Here is a 17991-nt window from a genome sequence, read left to right on the forward strand (position 1 = left end):
CATGGGCTTTTTGCATTACCGGTTCAAGAGTTACACGTAGTAGGACTTCAGCGGCGGAAAGCCATTGAACTCAACCGCGCTGTAACTGGTGGTGTAAGCGCCGGTCGACAACCAGTACATACGATCACCGATCGCCAGGTTCAGCGGCAGACCGTACTTGTAGTTCTCGTACATGATGTCGGCGCTGTCGCAGGTCGGGCCGGCGATGACCACTTCTTCCATCTCGCCTTTCTTCTCGGTCCAGATCGGGAACTTGATCGCTTCATCCATGGTTTCGATCAGGCCGGAGAACTTGCCCACATCCGTGTACACCCAACGCTCTACCGCGGTGCGCGATTTACGTGCGACCAATACCACTTCACTGACCAGAATACCGGCGTTGGCAATCAGCGAACGGCCCGGCTCCAGAATGATTTCCGGCAGATCATCACCGAAGTCTTCTTTGAGGAAGCGGATGATTTCTTCAGCGTAGGTTTCCAGGCTGTTGGTGCGGGTGATGTAGTTGGCCGGGAAGCCACCGCCCATGTTGATCAGCTTGAGCACGATGCCGTCTTCTTCTTTCAGGCGTTCGAAGATCACTTTGACCTTGGCAATCGCCGCGTCCCAGACGCTGATGTCACGCTGTTGCGAACCGACGTGGAACGAGATGCCGTAAGGCACCAGACCGAGGTCGCGGGCGAGGATCAGCAGGTCCATGGCCATGTCGGTCTGGCAGCCGAATTTGCGCGACAGTGGCCAGTCAGCAGTGGTCGAGCCTTCGGTCAGGATGCGCACATAGACTTTCGAACCCGGCGCAGCCTTGGCGATGTTGCGCAGGTCGGCTTCGGAGTCGGTGGAGAACAGGCGCACGCCCTTATCGTAAAAGTAGCGGATGTCCTTGGATTTCTTGATCGTGTTGCCGTAGCTGATACGGTCGGCGCTGACGCCGCGATCCATCACTTTGTCCAGCTCGTAGATCGAGGCGATGTCGAAGCTCGAGCCTTTGTCTTTGAGCAGGTCGATGATTTCGACAGCCGGGTTGGCCTTGACGGCGTAGTAAACCTTGGCGAATTCGAAACCGGCGCGCAGGTCATCGTAGGCCTGGCTGATCATCGCGGTATCAATCACCACGAACGGGGTTTCTTGCTTGTCGGCGAACGCCTTCATTTTGTCAAAAGTGGCGCGCGCGAAATAATCTTCGACGTTGATCGACATGCTAGGGAGCTCCTACTGGCAAACGTTAGTAATCAATGGGTGCAAATGAACGTCCTCCGTATCCCCACTTTGGTTCGCCTACTTCCCAAGGCATGTCGCCGAAAGCAAAAAGGCCATGGAAGCGGTGCTGCCCCTGGCCTGCTGTCTCGTCGTCAGTACTTGAGCCGGATGGATCGTTTCCAGCATGGACGTTCGGCGCGAACTTTAGGGTGTGAGGGGGCTGAGATCAACTAAAAATGTCGCGTTTCTGCACGCTTCCGTCGTGCGGTCGGCTCATCTACTGATGTAACCGACCTGCATGACAGTGTGATGTTCCCCGGAAGGGGCTTTTTTGAAATAACGTGCAGGGCCTTTGTGGAGAGGGAGCAAGCTCCCTCTCCACAGGGTCAATCAGGCCAATGCAGTCTCGGCGGGAGAGACGATGCTGGTCTTGCCGCCGCGCGACTTGCCGGAGCTCAGGTACTCGGCAATCGACTCCTGCGTCACTTCCCCAAGGAACACCCGGTCGGCGTCCATCACCGGCAGCCACGAGCGGTTGAACTCGTACATCCGCGACAACAGGATGCGCAAATGCTCGTCATACGCCGCCGTGGCGTTGAACTCGCGCAGATACTGCGCGCAGGTGCCGGTCTGACGGTGCAGGTCGCGACGTCGCACATAACCCAGTGCTTTGTTATCACCGTCGGTGACCACGACATAGCGACGGTCATGTTCGTCCATCAATTCCAGCGCATCGGCCACGGGAGTTTCCGGGCTGACCGATGGCGCGTTGTCCGCCGCGTCTTCAGCCTTGACCAACAGCAGACGTTTGAGGGTGCTGTCCTGGCCGACGAAGTTGCTGACGAACTCGTCCGCCGGGTGAGCGAGCAGGGTGTCCGGATGATCGATCTGCAACAGCTTGCCGCCGCGAAAGATCGCGATCTTGTCACCGAGTTTGATCGCTTCGTCGATGTCGTGGCTGACCATGATCACGGTCTTGTTCAGCGCGCGCTGCATCTCGAAGAATTCGTTCTGGATCATCTCGCGGTTGATCGGGTCGACCGCGCCGAACGGTTCGTCCATCAACAACAGCGGTGCATCTGCCGCCAATGCGCGGATCACGCCGATGCGTTGTTGCTGTCCACCGGACAATTCACGCGGGTAACGATGCAGATATTGCTTGGGCTCAAGCTTGATCATGCTCATCAGTTCGCGGGCGCGGTCGTGGCATTTCTGTTTGTCCCAGCCGAGCAGTTTCGGCACCACGACGATGTTTTCTTCGATGGTCATGTTCGGGAACAGGCCGATCTGCTGGATCACATAGCCGATGTTGCGGCGCAGGGTCACAGCGTCGAGGTCGGTGGTGTCTTCGCCATTGATCAGGATCTTGCCCGAGGTCGGTTTGATCAGGCGGTTGATCATTTTCAGTGTGGTGCTTTTGCCGCAACCCGATGGCCCGAGGAACACACAGATTTCGCCTTCATTGACGGTCAGGCTCACCGAGTCCACGGCTTTGACGTCTTTGCCGTTGCTTTGGAAGGTCTTGCTGAGGTTTTGAAGTTCGATCATTTGAGTAGTCCTTTTGGAGTCAACGAGCGTTGCAGCCATTGCAAAACGAGGTCGGCGAAGATCGCCAGCAGACTGACCAGCAGTGCGCCGACAATCAGCATCGACATGTCACTGCGGCTGATCGCAGCGAGGATCAGCACGCCGAGGCCGCCGGCACCGATGGTTGCGGCGATGGTCATCACGCCGATGTTCATCACTACGGCGGTGCGCACGCCGGCAAGAATCACCGGCACCGCGATTGGCAGTTCAACCATGCGCAGACGCTGGCCGAACGTCATGCCGATACCGCGTGCGGCTTCACGAATGCCTGGCTCGACGCCAGTCAATGCGAGGTAGGTGTTGCGCATGATCGGCAGCAGCGAATAAAGGAACACGGCAGTGATCGCCGGCATCGGGCCGAGGCCCTGGCCGAATTTCGAGTAGAACGGCAGTAGCAGGCCGAACAGTGCAATCGATGGCACGGTCAGCAGCACCGTGGCGCTGGCCTGCAACGGGCCGGCGAGGCTCGGGAAGCGCGTCATCAGAATGCCCAGCGGCACACCGAACAGAATCGCGAGGCTGACGGCGATGCCGACCAGGGTGATGTGCTGCCAGGTCAGGTGTATCACCTGCTGCCAGTCGAGGTGGGAAAAGGCGTTCCAGAATTCCATGACTTTTCCTCCCTTAGTTCAGTGGATGTTGGCGCAGGAAATCAGCGGCAACAGCGGATGGACTTTCGTGATCGACGTCGACCCGCGCGTTGAGTTGGCGCATGGTGGCGTCGTCGAACAGTTCGGCCAGCGGCTTGAGTTGCTCGGCCAGTTGCGGGTGCGCGTCCAGATACGCCTGACGCACGACCGGGGCTGCGGTGTAGTCCGGGAAGTAATGCTTGTCGTCTTCCAGCAACTTGAGCTTGAAGGCGTTCAGGCGACCGTCGGTGGTGTAGACCAGACCGGCAAATACCTGACCGTTGCGCAGCGCGGTGTAAACCAGCCCGGCGTCCATCTGACGGATGTTTTTACGCGTCAGGTTCATGTCGTAGAGCTTGACCATGCCGTCCAGACCATCGGAACGGTTGGCGAATTCGGTATCCAGCGCCACCAGATGCTCGGTCTTGGCTTCGTCGCGCAGCACTTTGTTCAGATCGCTGATGCTGTTGATCTGCGGATAGGCGTCGGCGACGTTTTTCGGCAGGGCGAGGGCGTAGGTGTTGCTGAATTTCGACGGAGTGAGCCAGATCAGGCCTTTTTTCGCGTCGAGTTCTTTCACTCGGGCGTAGGACTGTTGGCTGTCGAGTTTCTCGGTCACATGGTTGTAGGCCACCAGCGACACGCCGGTGTATTCCCAGAGCATGTCCAGCTGCCCGCTTTCGTGAGCGCTGCGGGCAAGGTTGCTACCGAGGCCGCCAGTAACTTGCGTGTCGTAGCCTTTGGCGCGCAGGTATTGCGAAGTGATTTCGGCGAGCAGGGTCTGTTCGGTGAACACCCGCGCGCCGATGCGGATTACCGGTTTTTCGGCGGCTTGGGCAAATCCCGCGAACAGCAGGACGCAGCCTAGAATCAGGGTCAATCGTTTCATAAGTATTCCTTTGCCAAGGCTCAAGACGTGCGTAAACCGCGTTCCAGCCACAGACGGCTGGCAAGGGTGACCACACCATCAAGCAGCAAGGCCAGCAGCGCGGTACACGCGGCGCCGAGCAACAGTTGCGGCTGATTGTTCAGGGCGATGCCAGGGAAGATCAGGCTGCCAAGGCTGTTGGCGCCGATCAGGAACGCCAGCGGCGCAGTACCAACGTTGATCGCCAGCGCCACACGCACACCACCGATGATGATCGGCACGGCGTTGGGCAATTCGACTTTCCACAGCACTTGGCGCGGGGTCATGCCGATGCCGACGGCGGCTTCCTTCAACGAACCCTGAACGTTTTTCAGGCCTTCGTAAGTGTTGCGCACGATGGGCAGGAGCGAGGCGAGGAACAGCGCGAAGATCGCCGGACCACTGCCGATGCCGAGAATCCCCAGGGCAATCGCGAGTACGGCCAGCGGTGGCACGGTGTTGCCGATATTGAAGATCTGCATGAAGCGTTCAGCGCGGCCGACCATGCTCGGGCGACTGAGCAAGATACCGGCGGGGATGCCCACGACAAGGGCGGCCAGCATTGAAGCGAGGACGAGAATCAGATGAGCTTGCAGGTAAAACAACAAATCGTCGCGGTAGTGTTCGATCGTGTTGATGCCGATCCAGTGGACCAGCAGGGCCAGGAGCGCGATAACCACCGCACCTCCAATAAGCCCTTTGCCATAGCGGATAGCCACAGGCGGACTCCTTTTTTATAGTCGGCGAACGCCATCCCGTGTGGCATGCCAAACCTTGGCTGCCGGGACATTAACGTTCGCGAGAAGCAGCTCCCTCAGCACCGGCAACAGCGGTCTGAAAGCGAGCCATGAGCGCAGCCTCGTCAGGCTAACTTGCTGATTTTTCAGCCCCTGACGAAATTTCGTAACAGGGGATGGACGTCTCCGTGCTTCAAAAGGTTCCCACCTGCGGCAGCATTTGGCCACCCTTAATATGCTCAACGGTTCGGTTATTGCATCGACATGGGCTATAATCGGCGCCCTTTTTTAGATCACCGCCAGGCGATTTCCCATGACCAGACAGGCCGCCGAAGTCGCGAAACGCCGCACTTTCGCCATTATTTCCCACCCCGATGCCGGTAAGACGACAATCACCGAAAAGCTCCTGTTGATGGGCAAGGCGATTGCGATTGCGGGCACGGTGAAATCGCGTAAATCCGACCGCCATGCGACATCCGACTGGATGGAGATGGAAAAGCAGCGTGGTATTTCCATCACCACGTCGGTCATGCAGTTCCCGTATCGCGACCACATGGTCAACCTGCTCGACACCCCGGGTCACGAAGACTTCTCCGAAGACACCTACCGCACACTGACGGCGGTCGACTCGGCATTGATGGTTCTCGATGGCGGTAAGGGTGTAGAGCCACGCACCATCGCGCTGATGGATGTCTGCCGTCTGCGTGACACGCCGATTGTCAGCTTCATCAACAAACTCGACCGTGACATCCGCGACCCGATCGAACTGCTCGACGAAATCGAAGCCGTCCTCAAGATCAAGGCTGCGCCGATCACCTGGCCGATTGGTTGCTACCGCGACTTCAAGGGTGTCTATCACCTCGCCGACGACTACATCATTGTCTACACCGCCGGCCACGGTCACGAGCGCACTGAAACCAAGATCATCGAAAAACTCGACTCCGACGAGGCACGCGCGCACCTCGGTGACGAGTACGATCGCTTCGTCGATCAGCTGGAACTGGTGCAGGGCGCCTGCCACGAATTCAACCAGCAGGAATTCCTCGACGGTCAACTGACCCCGGTGTTCTTCGGTACGGCACTGGGCAACTTCGGTGTCGATCACGTGCTCGACGCTGTGGTCGATTGGGCACCGCGTCCGCTGGCCCGTGTGGCCAACGAGCGCACGGTTGAGCCGGTCGAAGAGAAGTTCTCGGGCTTCATCTTCAAGATCCAGGCGAACATGGACCCGAAACACCGTGACCGCATCGCGTTCATGCGTATCTGCTCCGGCAAATACGAGAAAGGCATGAAGATGCGCCATGTGCGCACTGGCAAGGACGTGCGCATCGGCGACGCCCTGACCTTCTTCTCCTCCGAACGTGAACAGCTTGAAGAAGCCTTCGCCGGCGACATCATCGGCCTGCACAACCACGGCACGATCCAGATCGGTGACACCTTCACCGAAGGCGAAGCACTTGGCTTCACCGGTATTCCGCACTTTGCGCCGGAACTGTTCCGTCGCGTGCGTCTGCGCGATCCACTGAAATCCAAGCAGCTGCGTCAGGGTCTGCAACAGCTCGCGGAAGAGGGCGCGACTCAGGTGTTCTTCCCGGAACGCAGCAACGACATCATCCTCGGCGCCGTCGGTGTGCTGCAGTTCGATGTGGTCGCCAGCCGCCTGAAAGAGGAATACAAGGTCGAGTGCTCCTACGAGCCGATCACCGTGTACTCCGCGCGCTGGATCGATTGCAGCGACAAGAAGAAGCTTGAGGAATTCTCCAACAAGGCAGTGGAAAACCTGGCAATCGATGGCGGCGGTCACCTGACCTACCTCGCCCCGACGCGGGTTAACCTGGCATTGATGGAAGAGCGCTGGCCGGATGTGAAATTCCGTGCGACGCGTGAGCATCACTAAGCGCTGATGGATGACGCCGCGAAAGCCCGCTGTGAAAACAGTGGGCTTTTTTTTGCGCGTTGATCAAGTATGAGCGCCCATACGGTTCATTCATGCCATGCACTGAACCTGTGGCGAGGGAGCTTGCTCGCGCTGGACTGCGCAGCAGGCCTCGGTTTTTTGGGGCCGCTTTGCGACCCAGCGGGAGCAAGCTCCCTCGCCACAAGGTTGATCAAGGAGGGATCAAATGATCAGTAGGCTTACTCACCTGCTGCGCTTCAACGGCTATTTCAGCACCATGGCCTGGGGGCTCGCGGCGCTGCTGTTCATCAATCGCTTGAGCAGCATGGTCAAGTTGTTCATGGCGCTATACCTGCGTCAGGAACTCGGCCTGGCGATTGAGACAGTTGGCTGGTTGCTGTCGGCGTACGGCGCCGGTTTGCTGGTCGGGTCGATGCTCGGGGGCTGGCTCAGTGATCATGTGCGCACGGCGCGGCTGACGGCTGCGCTGTTTTTCGTTTCGGTGTGGGTCTTGATTCTGCTGGGGCTGGTGACGCAGGTGCCGTTGCTGGCTGTATTACTGTTGCTCAGCGGGACCATTGATGGCGCCATTCGCACATTGCATCAACGGCTGATCATGGAATATTGCGAGGTGGCGCAGCGCTCGCGTGCGCAGGCGTTGAGCCGGGTGGCGCGCAATCTTGGCATGGCTGCCGCCGGGGTGGCGGGCGGGGTGTTGGCGCAGAGCGATTTCCGCTGGGTGTTTTTCGCCAGTGCGGCGATGACGCTGCTGGCGTTGCTGTGGTTTGTCCGCACCACATGGCGGCGGCCGGTGCTGGTTGTCGAGGAGAAAACCGATAGCGGCGTGACTGGCTCAGGTGCGCCTTTGCGCGACAGACCGTTTCTCTGGCTGTTGGCGGCAACCGCCGTGCTCGGCATCGCGTTCGACACGGTTTACAGCACGCTGGGCAACTATCTGCGTGATTACTATCAGTTAAGTACAGAGGCAATTGGCTGGCAGTTCGGGCTCAATGCGCTGCTGGTGATCGCGCTGCAGATTCCGCTGTCGCACTGGGGCGAGCGCTGGGGCTCGCGGCGGCAAATGGTGGCGGGTAGTGTGCTGCTGGCCTGCGGTCTGGGCATGTTGCCGTTCGGTTCCGGGTTGGCGTTCGTCTGCCTGTCGACGGTGATCTGGACCCTGGGCGAGGCGCTGTTCATGCCGCCACTGAATGTGTTGGCGATGCAGTTCGCCCAGCGTGGCAAGAGCGGCCAGTACTTCGGCCTGTTCTTCATGAGCTGGAGTGCCAGCGCGTTGCTGTCTCCGGTGCTCAGTGGTGAGTTGTACGGCAATTTCGGCGGGCACAGCGTATGGCTGGCCAGTACTGCGCTGCTGTTGATGTCGATCCCTTTGACGTGGCAAGCCACCCGCCCGCTTAGCTGATCCGGTTATTGACGTTATTCGAAAGCAATCTGTCCGCCGACGGCATTTCTGCCCCCTCGTCAGCGTCCTAAGTGGTGAGTCCGGCTGATCGGAACTAAATTTCACACAGCGCCAGTCCGGCACGCATGTCTTACCTGAAAATGGATGGAGTCGGCTATGAAAAGCAGGTTGCTACGAATTTTATTGCTGTTGAAAGTGATGGTCATGCTGTCCCTCGGCACCGCGACGGCTTGGGCCGAGTGCGAGGATCATGATTCCCAGGCATTCAACGGACAGGTCGGGCACAGCGGCTTGATGCTCGCCAAGTCCGAATCCGAGCCGGGTGATCAGGGGCAGGGTGGCAGTGCTGACGATGACGATTCGACTACTGATGATCCGGACGAAGGCGACAGCCAGACGTAGATTGCGGGCAAAAGAAAACCCCTTCTTTCCCGATTGATGCGCAATCGAAACAGAAGGGGTTTGCTCAACACGCCAGCTTTGAATTCAACATCATCCCTGTGGGAGCGGGCTTGCCCGCGATTGCGGTGTGTCAGTCGACAAATCAGGTGACTGGCACGACGTCATCGCTGGCAAGCCCGCTCCCACAGGGTTTTGCATTTCCCCCAGATCTGCTTACGCCACGCCGTCGAGGAACTGCTCGGCGTAGTGGCACGCCACCTGCCGGTTATCGAGCAAGCGCAGGGCCGGCTCTTCAGTGCTGCAACGCTCGGTCGCATACGGGCAGCGCTTGTGGAAAGCGCAGCCCGGCGGCGGGTTCAGCGGGTTGGGCAACTCGCCGACGATCTTGATTTTCGGCTTGTTCGGGTCCGGGTGAATGGTCGGAGTTGCCGACAGCAACGCCTGGGTGTACGGATGCAACGGACGCTCGTAGATGTCGTTTTTCGGACCCATTTCCACTGGGCGACCGAGGTACATCACCATCACGTCATCCGCCACGTGTTGCACCACTGCCAGGTTGTGCGAGATGAATACATAAGCGGTGTTGAACTCCTGCTGCAGATCCATGAACAGGTTCAACACCTGTGCCTGAATCGACACGTCGAGTGCAGAAGTCGGTTCGTCCGCCACCAGCACTTTCGGTTGCAGCATCATCGCCCGCGCCAGCGCAATACGCTGGCGCTGACCGCCAGAGAACATGTGCGGATAACGCTGATAGTGCTCGGGACGCAAGCCGACCTGCTTCATCATCGCCTGGACTTTTTCGCGACGTTCAGCGGCCGACAGGTTGGTGTTGATCAGCAGCGGCTCGCCGAGCTGGTCACCGACTTTCTGCCGTGGGTTCAACGAGGCGTACGGGCTCTGGAACACCATCTGCACGTCTTTGCGCAGTTGCTTGCGCTGAGCCTTGTCGGCGCCGGCGACTTCCTGTCCAGCGATTTTCAAAGAGCCGGAGGACGGCTCTTCGATCAGCGTCAGCGCACGCGCCAGTGTGGATTTGCCGCAACCCGACTCGCCTACAACCGCGAGGGTCTTGCCGGCTTCCAGTTCGAACGACACACCGTTGAGGGCGCGTACGGTCGCATGGCCCTTGAACAAGCCGCGGGACACTTCGTAGTGACGGGTCAGGTCGCGGGCGGTAAGTACGACGGCCATTACGCCACCTCCTGGTTCAGCGGGAAGAAGCAGCGGGCGAGGCTGTGGCTTTTCGGGTCAAGGGTCGGACGTTGCGCGCGGCAGCTGTCCTGCACGTATGGGCAGCGCGGCGACAGCAGGCAACCGTGCGGACGGTCATAACGACCGGGAACGATGCCCGGCAACGTCGCCAGACGCTCGGCGCCCTGGCTGTGCTCCGGAATCGCCTTGAGCAGCGCTTCGCTGTACGGGTGTGCCGGGATGTCGAACAGTTGCGGCACCTGACCGACTTCCACCGCTTGACCGGCGTACATCACGCACACGCGCTGGGCGGTTTCGGCCACGACCGCGAGGTCGTGAGTGATCAGCACCAGGCCCATGTTCTGTTCTTTCTGCAACGCCAGCAGCAGATCCATGATCTGCGCCTGAATCGTTACGTCGAGGGCAGTGGTCGGTTCGTCGGCGATCAGCAGTTTCGGTTCGCCAGCGATGGCCATGGCGATTGCCACGCGCTGACTCATGCCGCCGGACAGCTGATGCGGGTAGGCATCCATACGGCTGGCAGCGCCTGGGATTTCGACTTTTTCCAGCAGCTCGATGGCACGTTTGCGCGCTTGCTTGCCGGACATTTTCAGGTGCAGACGCAGCACTTCTTCGATCTGGAAACCGACGGTGTAGCTCGGGTTCAGCGCAGTCATCGGGTCCTGGAAAACCATCGCCAGATCTTTACCGACGATTTGCCGACGCTGACGGTTGCTCAGCTTGAGCATGTTCTTGCCATCGAAATTCAGCGCGTCGGCGGTGACGATCCCCGGATGCTCGATCAGGCCCATCAGCGCCATCATGGTCACGGATTTACCCGAACCGGATTCGCCAACGATTGCCAGCACTTCGCCCTTGTCGACGCTGATGTCTAGGCCATCGACCACCGGCACGGCGGTTTTGTCGCCGAAACGAACGTTGAGATTCTTGATTTCCAACAGTGACATTTGAATCTCCTCAGGCGGCGTTCTTGAGTTTCGGGTCCAGCGCATCGCGCAGGCCGTCGCCCATCAAGTTGATTGCCAGCACGCTGAGCAAAATGGTCAGACCAGGCAGACTTACCACCCACCAGGCGCGTTCGATGTAGTCGCGGGCCGAAGCCAGCATGGTGCCCCATTCAGGGGTTGGCGGTTGTACGCCGAGGCCGAGGAAGCCCAGTGCGGCGGCATCGAGAATTGCCGAGGAGAAACTCAGGGTCGCTTGCACGATCAGCGGCGCCATGCAGTTCGGCAGCACGGTGATGAACATCAGACGTGGCAGGCCGGCACCGGCGAGGCGCGCGGCGGTCACGTAGTCGCGATTCAGTTCGCCCATCACCGCGGCGCGGGTCAGACGCACATACGACGGCAACGAAACCACGGCGATTGCGATCACGGTGTTGATCAGGCCAGGGCCGAGGATGGCGACAATTGCCACAGCCAACAGCAGCGACGGCAGGGCCAGCATGATGTCCATCAGACGCATGATGGTCGGGCCGATCATTTTCGGGAAGAAACCGGCGAACAGACCGAGCAGAATCCCCGGGATCAGCGACATCACTACCGACGACAAGCCGATCAGCAGCGACAGGCGCGAGCCCTGAATCAAGCGCGACAGCAGGTCGCGCCCCAGTTCATCGGTGCCGAGCAGAAATTGCATCTGCCCACCTTCCAGCCAGGCTGGCGGGGTCAGCAGGAAGTCGCGGTATTGCTCGCTCGGGTTATGCGGTGCAACCCATGGAGCGAACAGCGCGCAAAACACGATCAGCAGCATGAACAGCAGGCCGGCGACGGCACCTTTGTTCTTGGAAAACGCTTGCCAGAATTCTTTGTACGGGGACGGATACAGCAGGCTTTGATCGACTGCTACCGATGGAGTTGGTGTGCTCATAGTCATGATCTCAGCGCTGATGACGGATGCGTGGGTTGGCAAAGCCGTAGAGGATATCCACCACGAAGTTGACCAGAATCACCAGGCAGGCGATTAACAGGATGCCGTTTTGCACGACCGGATAGTCCCGCGCGCCGATGGCTTCGATCAGCCATTTGCCGATGCCGGGCCAGGAGAAAATCGTTTCGGTCAGCACCGCACCCGCGAGCAGGGTGCCGACTTGCAGGCCGACCACGGTCAGTACCGGAATCAGCGCGTTACGCAGGCCGTGTACAAACACTACGCGCGAGGGCGACAGGCCTTTGGCCTTGGCAGTGCGGATGTAATCTTCACGCAGCACTTCGAGCATCGATGAACGGGTCATCCGCGCGATCACCGCCAGCGGAATGGTACCGAGCACGATGGCCGGCAGGATCAGGTGATGCAGCGCATCAAGGAACGCGCCCATGTCATCGGCCAACAAGGTGTCGATCAGCATGAAACCGGTGCGCGGCTCAATGTCATACAGCAGATCGATGCGCCCGGACACCGGCGTCCAGCCGAGACTCACCGAGAAGAACATGATGAGAATCAGGCCCCACCAGAAGATCGGCATCGAATACCCCGCGAGGGAAATGCCCATCACCCCGTGGTCGAACAGGGATCCTCGCTTGAGTGCCGCAATCACCCCGGCCAGAAGCCCGAGAATGCCGGCGAACAGCAGGGCGGCCATGGACAGTTCCAGGGTCGCCGGGAAAAGGGAGGTGAACTCGGTCCATACGCTCTCACGAGTACGCAGGGATTCGCCAAGATCGCCTTGGGCCAGTTTGCCGATGTAATCCAGATACTGGGCATACAGTGGTTTGTTCAGACCTAGGCGTTCCATTGCCTGAGCGTGCATTTCGGGGTCGACCCGACGTTCGCCCATCATCACTTCCACGGGGTCGCCCGGAATCATGCGAATCAACGCGAAAGTCAGCAAGGTGATGCCGAAAAACGTGGGGATCAACAACCCCAGTCGGCGGGCAATAAAACTAAACATCTTGTGTGGTACCTCATCAGCCGGTTAGGCGTGCCCGGCTTCCCTGGGGTCAGGGAGGCCGGGAGTTTCTTATCTACTTCACCTGGGTGGTGGCGAAGTTATTAGTGGTGAGAGGACTGATGTGATAGCCCTCTACGTTGTTGCGCATTGCAGTGAACATACGGGTGTGGGCCATGCTGATCCACGGCTGATCCTGGTTAAAGATCGCCTGGGCTTGTTCATACAGCCTGGCGCGCTCGGTCGGATCTACTTTAGCCCGAGCTTCGTCGATCAGCGTCTGGAATTTCTCGCTGCACCAGCGCGCGTAGTTTTCGCCGTTCTTGGCCGCTTCGCAACTGAGCATAGGCGTCAGGAAGTTATCCGGGTCGCCGTTGTCGCCCGCCCATCCGGCCGACACCATGTCGTGCTCGCCAGCCTTGGCGCGCTTGAGCATTTCGCCCCATTCCATCACGCGGATGTCGATCTTGATCCCGACTTTCGCCAAGTCAGCCTGCATCATCTGCGCACCGAGCATCGGGTTCGGGTTGGTCGGACCGCCGCCGTTACGGGTGAACAATGTGAACGTGGTGCCTTCCGGAACCCCGGCTTCCTTGAGCAAGGCGCGAGCCTTGTCCAGATCACGCGGCGGGTTTTTCAGGTCGTGGTTGTAGCCGAGCAGCGTGTCCGGGTACGGGTTGACCGCGACGGTTGCGTTGCCTTTGCCAAACACTGCGTTGACGTAAGCGGCTTTGTCGAAGGCCATGTCGATCGCCTTGCGCACGCGCACGTCGCTCATATATTTGTGCTGGGTGTTCATGGCGATGTACGAAACGGTCATCGCGTTCAGCTCATCAATCTTGAGGTTGCTGTCTTTCTTGATGCTCGGGATGTCATCCGGCTTCGGATACAGCGCGATCTGGCACTCGTTGGCTTTGAGCTTTTGCAAGCGCACGTTGTTATCAATGGCGATGGCCAGGATCAACGCATCGGCCGGCGGCTTGCCACGGAAGTATTCCGGGTTGGCCTTGAAGCGCACCTGCGCATCCTTGGCGTAACGCTGGAAGATGAACGGGCCGGTGCCGACCGGTTTGTTGTTGAGGTCGCCAGTCTTGTTGGCTTTTAGCAACTGGTCAGCGTATTCGGCGGAGTAGATCGCCGTGAACGGCATCGCCACGTCAGCGAGGAACGGCGCTTCGCGGCGGGTCAGGGTGAACTTGACCGTGTTGTCGTCGACTTTTTCGACGTTCTTCAGCAGTTCTTTGAAGCCCATGCTTTCAAAGTACGGGAAGCCCACGCTCGACAGTTTGTGCCACGGGTGATTCGGGTCCAGCTGACGCTGGAAGCTCCAGAGCACGTCGTCGGCGTTCATGTCGCGGGTCGGCTTGAAGTATTCGGTGGTTTGGAACTTGACGCCTTTGCGCAGGTGGAACGTGTAAGTCAGACCGTCTTCGCTGATGTCCCACGAATCTGCCAGCGCCGGGACGATTTCAGTGGTGCCGGGCTTGAAGTCCACCAGTCGATTGAAGATGGTTTCGGCCACCGCATCGGCTGTGACTGCAGTCGTGTACTGGACCATGTCGAAGCCTTCCGGACTGGCTTCGGTGCAGACCACCAAGGGTTTGGCCGAGACGCCGACAGCGACACTCAGCAACGCGGCAGCAATGGCCGCACGTAGGGGAAGCATTTTCATCAAGAACCCTCTGCAATCGGTTGAAGACAAACAGCCGAACGGCCGACTCATCATGAGTCAGCCGTCGGTTGGCGTTTTTACAGAATGTTGAATGGAACGGTGGTCACCAGACGGAACTCGTTGATGCTGCCGTCAGCCTGGTTTTCGCTGGCGCGGTGCGTGGTGTAAGTCGCGCGTACGGTGGTGGCTTTCAGCGGGCCGCTCTGGACGGCGTAGGAAGTACCGATGCCGTATTCGTAGTGATGTTCGCCGTCCATGCTATTCACGTCGTAAGCAGTGCCGGTGTAGTGAGTACCGTCGATGCCCCAGCCGCGAGCGGTGTAAGCGTTGAACTTCAGGCCCGGCACGCCGTATTCGGCCATGTTGATGCCGTAAGCGACCTGGAAGGACTTCTCGTTCGGGCCGTTGAAGTCCGACAGCAGGGAGTTGGCCAGGTAGATGCCGTTGGTTTCGTGCAGGTAGTCGAAGTACTCGTTACCGTTCACTTCCTGATAGGAGAAAGTCAGCGAGTGTGCCTGGTGCGTCAGGCCGAACGACAGCGAGTAGGTGTCGTTGTCGATGTTGCCCATCAGGCGTTTGCCTTCATCGACAGTCTTGTAGTAGTTCAGGCCGGTGGTCAGGCTCAGCACTGAGCTGTCGCCCAGTTCGTGAGTGGCGCCGAAGTAGTACTGGTTCCAGAAGTCTTCAACCTGAGTCGCGTAGAGGCTGGTTTTCAGGCTCTTCAACGGCTGATAGTTCACGCCGGCGGTGTTGACGTGGTCGGTTTCGGCGCCGTTATTGGTGTATTCCGAGCGGAATTTCGACAGGCTCTGTTCGGTACGTGGCGACACGCGGTCGAAGGTGGCCAGGTCGAATGACAGGTTGTCGAACTCTTCACTGTGGATCGCCACACCTTCGAAGCTCGAAGGCAGCGGACGGTTGCCGATCACATCGACGATCGGGCTGCTGAAGTTCATGCGGCCGGCGGTCAGCGTGGTGTTGGAAACGCGCGCCTTGACGTTGGCCAGACCCAGTTTGCTCCACTGATCGACGGCGTCGCCGTTGGAGTGGGCCAGCGTACGGTTGGAACCGCCCTTGATGTCTTCACGGCTGCGATCCAGCGCGATGGCGTTGTAGGCCGCCACTTCGGTGCTGAAACCGACGGTGCCCTGAGTGAAGCCCGAGGTGTAGTTGAGGATGGTGCCCTGAACCCAGTTGATCCGGCGCGAACCGGTCAGGGTTTCACCGTGGCGCTCGTACTTGAAGTTGTCGCCACGCTTTTTCTCTTCGTTGGCGTACCAGTTACGGGTCGAACCCGACAGGCTCTGGCCATCGATGAAGCCTTTGGCTTCCGACTGGGCGCTGGTGCTGGCCAGTTGGGTCGGCACGAAGTCCTGGCTGACGCTCTCGGCATGGGCCCCGGCGGTGATGCTGCTGATGGCCAGGGCCAGTATCGCAGTGCTGCTCAGTTTCATGGGTGAAGCTCCTTTACTTTCTTTTTATACCGGTCTTTTTTTGGTGTCCGGCTATTTGGTTTAGAACTCGTTCACACACCGCAAACGTTTGCAAAAGGCCTGTTGGGCGAAATTCGGCAAAGCGCTTGCGTGAGGGGCTAGACAGGCCCCTCAGGGTTGCGGCTAATCGGTTTTGTGTTTAATCGATGCTCACGCCCGAGAACACGTTGCGGCCGAAGGGGCTGACTTTGAACCCTTCGACTTTTGCGCTCAGCGGCTGGTTGACCGTCGAGTGAGCGACAGGCGTGATCGGCACTTGCTGTTTAAGCAATTGCTGGGCCTGTTTATAGAGCACGCTGCGCTGGTCGCGGTCGGTGACGACCTTGGCCTGTTTGATCAGCTTGTCGTAAGCCGGATCGCACCACATGGAATAGTTGTTGCCGCCAATGGCGTCGCAGCTGTACAGCGTGCCGAGCCAGTTGTCCGGATCACCATTGTCTCCGGTCCAGCCGATCAGGCTGATGTCGTGTTCGCCGTTCTTGGTGCGCTTGATGTACTCGCCCCATTCGTAGCTGACGATCTTCACTTTCAGACCGATTTTGGCCCAGTCAGCCTGGAGCATTTCGGCCATCAGTTTGGCGTTCGGGTTGTACGGACGCTGCACCGGCATCGCCCACAGAGTGATCTCGGTGCCTTCTTTGACGCCGGCAGCCTTGAGCAGCTCTTTGGCTTTTTCTGGGTTGTAGACGGTGTCTTTGATGGTGTCGTCGTAGGACCACTGAGTCGGCGGCATGGCGTTGACCGCCAACTGCCCGGCGCCCTGGTAAACGGCGTTGAGAATCCCTTTTTTATTCACCGCCATGTCCAGCGCCTGACGTACTTCGAGTTGGTCGAAGGGCTTGTGGCGGGTGTTGTAGGCGATGTAACCGAGGTTGAAACCGGGCTTCTCGATCAGTTGCAGGTTCGGGTCATTCTTCAGCGCTGGCACATCGGCCGGGCGTGGATTAACGGTGACCTGGCATTCGTTCTTTTTCAGTTTCTGAACGCGCACTGACGCGTCGGTGTTGATGGAGAAGATCAGATTCTTCAGCTTCACGCGGCTCGGGTCCCAGTACTGCGGGTTGCCGGTGTAGCGGATGTTCGAATCTTTCTGATAGCTCTTGAACACGAACGGCCCAGTGCCGATCGGCTTCTGGTTGATGTCGCTCGGCTTGCCTTCAGCCAGCAGCTCGTCGGCGTATTCGGCAGAAAGAATCGCGGCGAAGCTCATGGAAACGTTCTGAATGAACGCGGCGTCGACGCTGTTGAGCGTCATGACCACGGTCAGCGGCCCGTTTTTTTCGACCTTGGCAATGTTCTTGTTCAGGCTCATCCCGTTGAAATACGGGAATTCGGTTGGATAAGCCTTACGGAATGGCTGCTGCGGATCGAGCATGCGGTTAAACGTGAACAGCACGTCGTCGGCGTTGAAATCGCGGGTCGGCTTGAAGTACGGGGTTGTATGAAATTTCACGCCTTCACGCAGGTGAAAGGTGTATGTCAGTCCATCCTCGGAAATATCCCAACGGGTCGCCAGGCCCGGGACGACATTGGTCGCGCCTTTTTCGAACTCGGCCAGACGGTTGTAGATCGGCTCGGCGGCGTCGTTATCGGTCGCGGCGGTGTATTGCGCGGTATCAAAACCGGCCGGGCTGCCTTCGGAGCAGAACACCAGGCTGTCGCTGGCGGCGAAACTCGTGGACGTGGCGGCCAACAGGCCGGCGCCCAGCAATGCGGAAAAAACCAAGGTATGGCGCATGACGCTCCCTCTTTTTTAGTGTTTTCAATGCGCCGCGATCCCTTCCTAGGGATGTGGTAGCTGCATCGAGCTCAAACCAATACGTACAACAAACCGATCGCTCACAGAGTCACTGGTCAGTACCCGACGGTAGGGGTCGCGGGCCTGGCAGTAAATGCGCAGAGTCCTAAAGACTCGTAGGAAAAGGCAACACGTCCTGAAGCACCTCAGTAA

Annotated in this window: 15 protein-coding genes; 3 read left to right on the top strand and 12 right to left on the bottom strand. The window is 58.9% G+C overall.

The annotated features are described in order from the left end of the window. Positions 1–30: 30 nt before the first annotated feature. The 5 genes from ACOI8A_RS09220 to ACOI8A_RS09240 all read right to left on the bottom strand — a co-directional run bounded on the left by ACOI8A_RS09220 (position 31) and on the right by ACOI8A_RS09240 (position 5036). Complete coding sequence (locus tag ACOI8A_RS09220) at positions 31–1194, bottom strand: type III PLP-dependent enzyme (protein ID WP_420647583.1); 1164 nt, start codon at positions 1192–1194, stop codon at positions 31–33. A 390-nt stretch (positions 1195–1584) separates the two neighbouring features. Continuing rightward, on the bottom strand, positions 1585–2742 hold the full coding sequence (locus ACOI8A_RS09225; protein WP_420647584.1) for a betaine/proline/choline family ABC transporter ATP-binding protein: 1158 nt from the start codon (positions 2740–2742) through the stop codon (positions 1585–1587). After that, positions 2739–3392, bottom strand: coding sequence for an ABC transporter permease (locus tag ACOI8A_RS09230; protein WP_420647585.1), 654 nt, complete (start codon positions 3390–3392; stop codon positions 2739–2741). The genes ACOI8A_RS09225 and ACOI8A_RS09230 overlap by 4 nt, the downstream gene beginning before the upstream one ends. A gap of 13 nt (positions 3393–3405) precedes the next feature. Then, positions 3406–4299, bottom strand: a complete 894-nt coding sequence (locus ACOI8A_RS09235) for a glycine betaine ABC transporter substrate-binding protein (RefSeq protein WP_420647586.1) — start codon at positions 4297–4299, stop codon at positions 3406–3408. Between the two features lie 20 nt (positions 4300–4319). Further along, positions 4320–5036 (bottom strand): ABC transporter permease, encoded by a 717-nt coding sequence (locus ACOI8A_RS09240; protein ID WP_420647587.1) that lies wholly within the window; start codon positions 5034–5036, stop codon positions 4320–4322. Between the two features lie 331 nt (positions 5037–5367). Here ACOI8A_RS09240 and ACOI8A_RS09245 point away from each other — a divergent pair, with 331 nt between their 5' ends. From ACOI8A_RS09245 to ACOI8A_RS09255, 3 genes are all read left to right on the top strand, one after another. Continuing rightward, a complete protein-coding gene (locus ACOI8A_RS09245; RefSeq protein ID WP_420647588.1) occupies positions 5368–6951 on the top strand; it encodes a peptide chain release factor 3 in 1584 nt (527 codons plus the stop codon). A 226-nt stretch (positions 6952–7177) separates the two neighbouring features. Beyond that, a complete protein-coding gene (locus ACOI8A_RS09250) occupies positions 7178–8371 on the top strand; it encodes an MFS transporter (RefSeq protein WP_420647589.1) in 1194 nt (397 codons plus the stop codon). 156 nt (positions 8372–8527) lie between these two features. Further along, on the top strand, positions 8528–8773 hold the full coding sequence (locus ACOI8A_RS09255; RefSeq protein WP_420647590.1) for a hypothetical protein: 246 nt from the start codon (positions 8528–8530) through the stop codon (positions 8771–8773). Positions 8774–8986: 213 nt separating this feature from the next. Here ACOI8A_RS09255 and ACOI8A_RS09260 read toward each other — a convergent pair whose 3' ends face one another. The 7 genes from ACOI8A_RS09260 to ACOI8A_RS09290 all read right to left on the bottom strand — a co-directional run bounded on the left by ACOI8A_RS09260 (position 8987) and on the right by ACOI8A_RS09290 (position 17778). Continuing rightward, positions 8987–9967, bottom strand: coding sequence for a peptide ABC transporter ATP-binding protein (locus tag ACOI8A_RS09260; protein WP_420647591.1), 981 nt, complete (start codon positions 9965–9967; stop codon positions 8987–8989). Next, positions 9967–10935, bottom strand: coding sequence for an ABC transporter ATP-binding protein (locus tag ACOI8A_RS09265; RefSeq protein ID WP_420647592.1), 969 nt, complete (start codon positions 10933–10935; stop codon positions 9967–9969). Before ACOI8A_RS09265 ends, ACOI8A_RS09260 begins: the two co-directional genes overlap by 1 nt. A 10-nt stretch (positions 10936–10945) precedes the next feature. Then, entirely contained in the window at positions 10946–11857 is a 912-nt protein-coding gene (locus ACOI8A_RS09270; protein ID WP_420647593.1) for an ABC transporter permease subunit, read from the bottom strand. A 10-nt stretch (positions 11858–11867) separates the two neighbouring features. Beyond that, positions 11868–12878, bottom strand: coding sequence for an ABC transporter permease subunit (locus ACOI8A_RS09275; protein WP_042557626.1), 1011 nt, complete (start codon positions 12876–12878; stop codon positions 11868–11870). A 73-nt stretch (positions 12879–12951) separates the two neighbouring features. Then, positions 12952–14547, bottom strand: a complete 1596-nt coding sequence (locus ACOI8A_RS09280; RefSeq protein WP_420647594.1) for an ABC transporter substrate-binding protein — start codon at positions 14545–14547, stop codon at positions 12952–12954. A 77-nt stretch (positions 14548–14624) separates the two neighbouring features. Beyond that, positions 14625–16001: an OprD family porin gene (locus tag ACOI8A_RS09285; RefSeq protein WP_420651497.1), complete on the bottom strand. Its 1377-nt coding sequence runs from the start codon at positions 15999–16001 to the stop codon at positions 14625–14627. A gap of 178 nt (positions 16002–16179) precedes the next feature. After that, positions 16180–17778 carry an ABC transporter substrate-binding protein gene (locus tag ACOI8A_RS09290; RefSeq protein ID WP_420647596.1) on the bottom strand — a complete coding sequence of 533 codons (1599 nt, stop codon included), beginning with the start codon at positions 17776–17778 and terminating at the stop codon, positions 16180–16182. Between the last annotated feature and the right edge of the window lie 213 nt (positions 17779–17991).

It is taken from the genome of Pseudomonas sp. P4795, from assembly GCF_048822895.1.
Classification (GTDB): Bacteria; Pseudomonadota; Gammaproteobacteria; order Pseudomonadales; family Pseudomonadaceae; genus Aquipseudomonas.

What these genes read in the sequence shown, in the direction of transcription:
- ACOI8A_RS09220 (WP_420647583.1), bottom strand. Translation starts at nt 1,194, where the DNA reads ATGTCGATCAACGTCGAAGATTATTTCGCGCGCGCCACTTTTGACAAA.
- ACOI8A_RS09225 (WP_420647584.1), bottom strand. Translation starts at nt 2,742, where the DNA reads ATGATCGAACTTCAAAACCTCAGCAAGACCTTCCAAAGCAACGGCAAA.
- ACOI8A_RS09230 (WP_420647585.1), bottom strand. Translation starts at nt 3,392, where the DNA reads ATGGAATTCTGGAACGCCTTTTCCCACCTCGACTGGCAGCAGGTGATA.
- ACOI8A_RS09235 (WP_420647586.1), bottom strand. Translation starts at nt 4,299, where the DNA reads ATGAAACGATTGACCCTGATTCTAGGCTGCGTCCTGCTGTTCGCGGGA.
- ACOI8A_RS09245 (WP_420647588.1), top strand. Translation starts at nt 5,368, where the DNA reads ATGACCAGACAGGCCGCCGAAGTCGCGAAACGCCGCACTTTCGCCATT.
- ACOI8A_RS09250 (WP_420647589.1), top strand. Translation starts at nt 7,178, where the DNA reads ATGATCAGTAGGCTTACTCACCTGCTGCGCTTCAACGGCTATTTCAGC.
- ACOI8A_RS09255 (WP_420647590.1), top strand. Translation starts at nt 8,528, where the DNA reads ATGAAAAGCAGGTTGCTACGAATTTTATTGCTGTTGAAAGTGATGGTC.
- ACOI8A_RS09260 (WP_420647591.1), bottom strand. Translation starts at nt 9,967, where the DNA reads ATGGCCGTCGTACTTACCGCCCGCGACCTGACCCGTCACTACGAAGTG.
- ACOI8A_RS09265 (WP_420647592.1), bottom strand. Translation starts at nt 10,935, where the DNA reads ATGTCACTGTTGGAAATCAAGAATCTCAACGTTCGTTTCGGCGACAAA.
- ACOI8A_RS09270 (WP_420647593.1), bottom strand. Translation starts at nt 11,857, where the DNA reads ATGAGCACACCAACTCCATCGGTAGCAGTCGATCAAAGCCTGCTGTAT.
- ACOI8A_RS09275 (WP_042557626.1), bottom strand. Translation starts at nt 12,878, where the DNA reads ATGTTTAGTTTTATTGCCCGCCGACTGGGGTTGTTGATCCCCACGTTT.
- ACOI8A_RS09280 (WP_420647594.1), bottom strand. Translation starts at nt 14,547, where the DNA reads ATGAAAATGCTTCCCCTACGTGCGGCCATTGCTGCCGCGTTGCTGAGT.
- ACOI8A_RS09285 (WP_420651497.1), bottom strand. Translation starts at nt 16,001, where the DNA reads ATGAAACTGAGCAGCACTGCGATACTGGCCCTGGCCATCAGCAGCATC.
- ACOI8A_RS09290 (WP_420647596.1), bottom strand. Translation starts at nt 17,778, where the DNA reads ATGCGCCATACCTTGGTTTTTTCCGCATTGCTGGGCGCCGGCCTGTTG.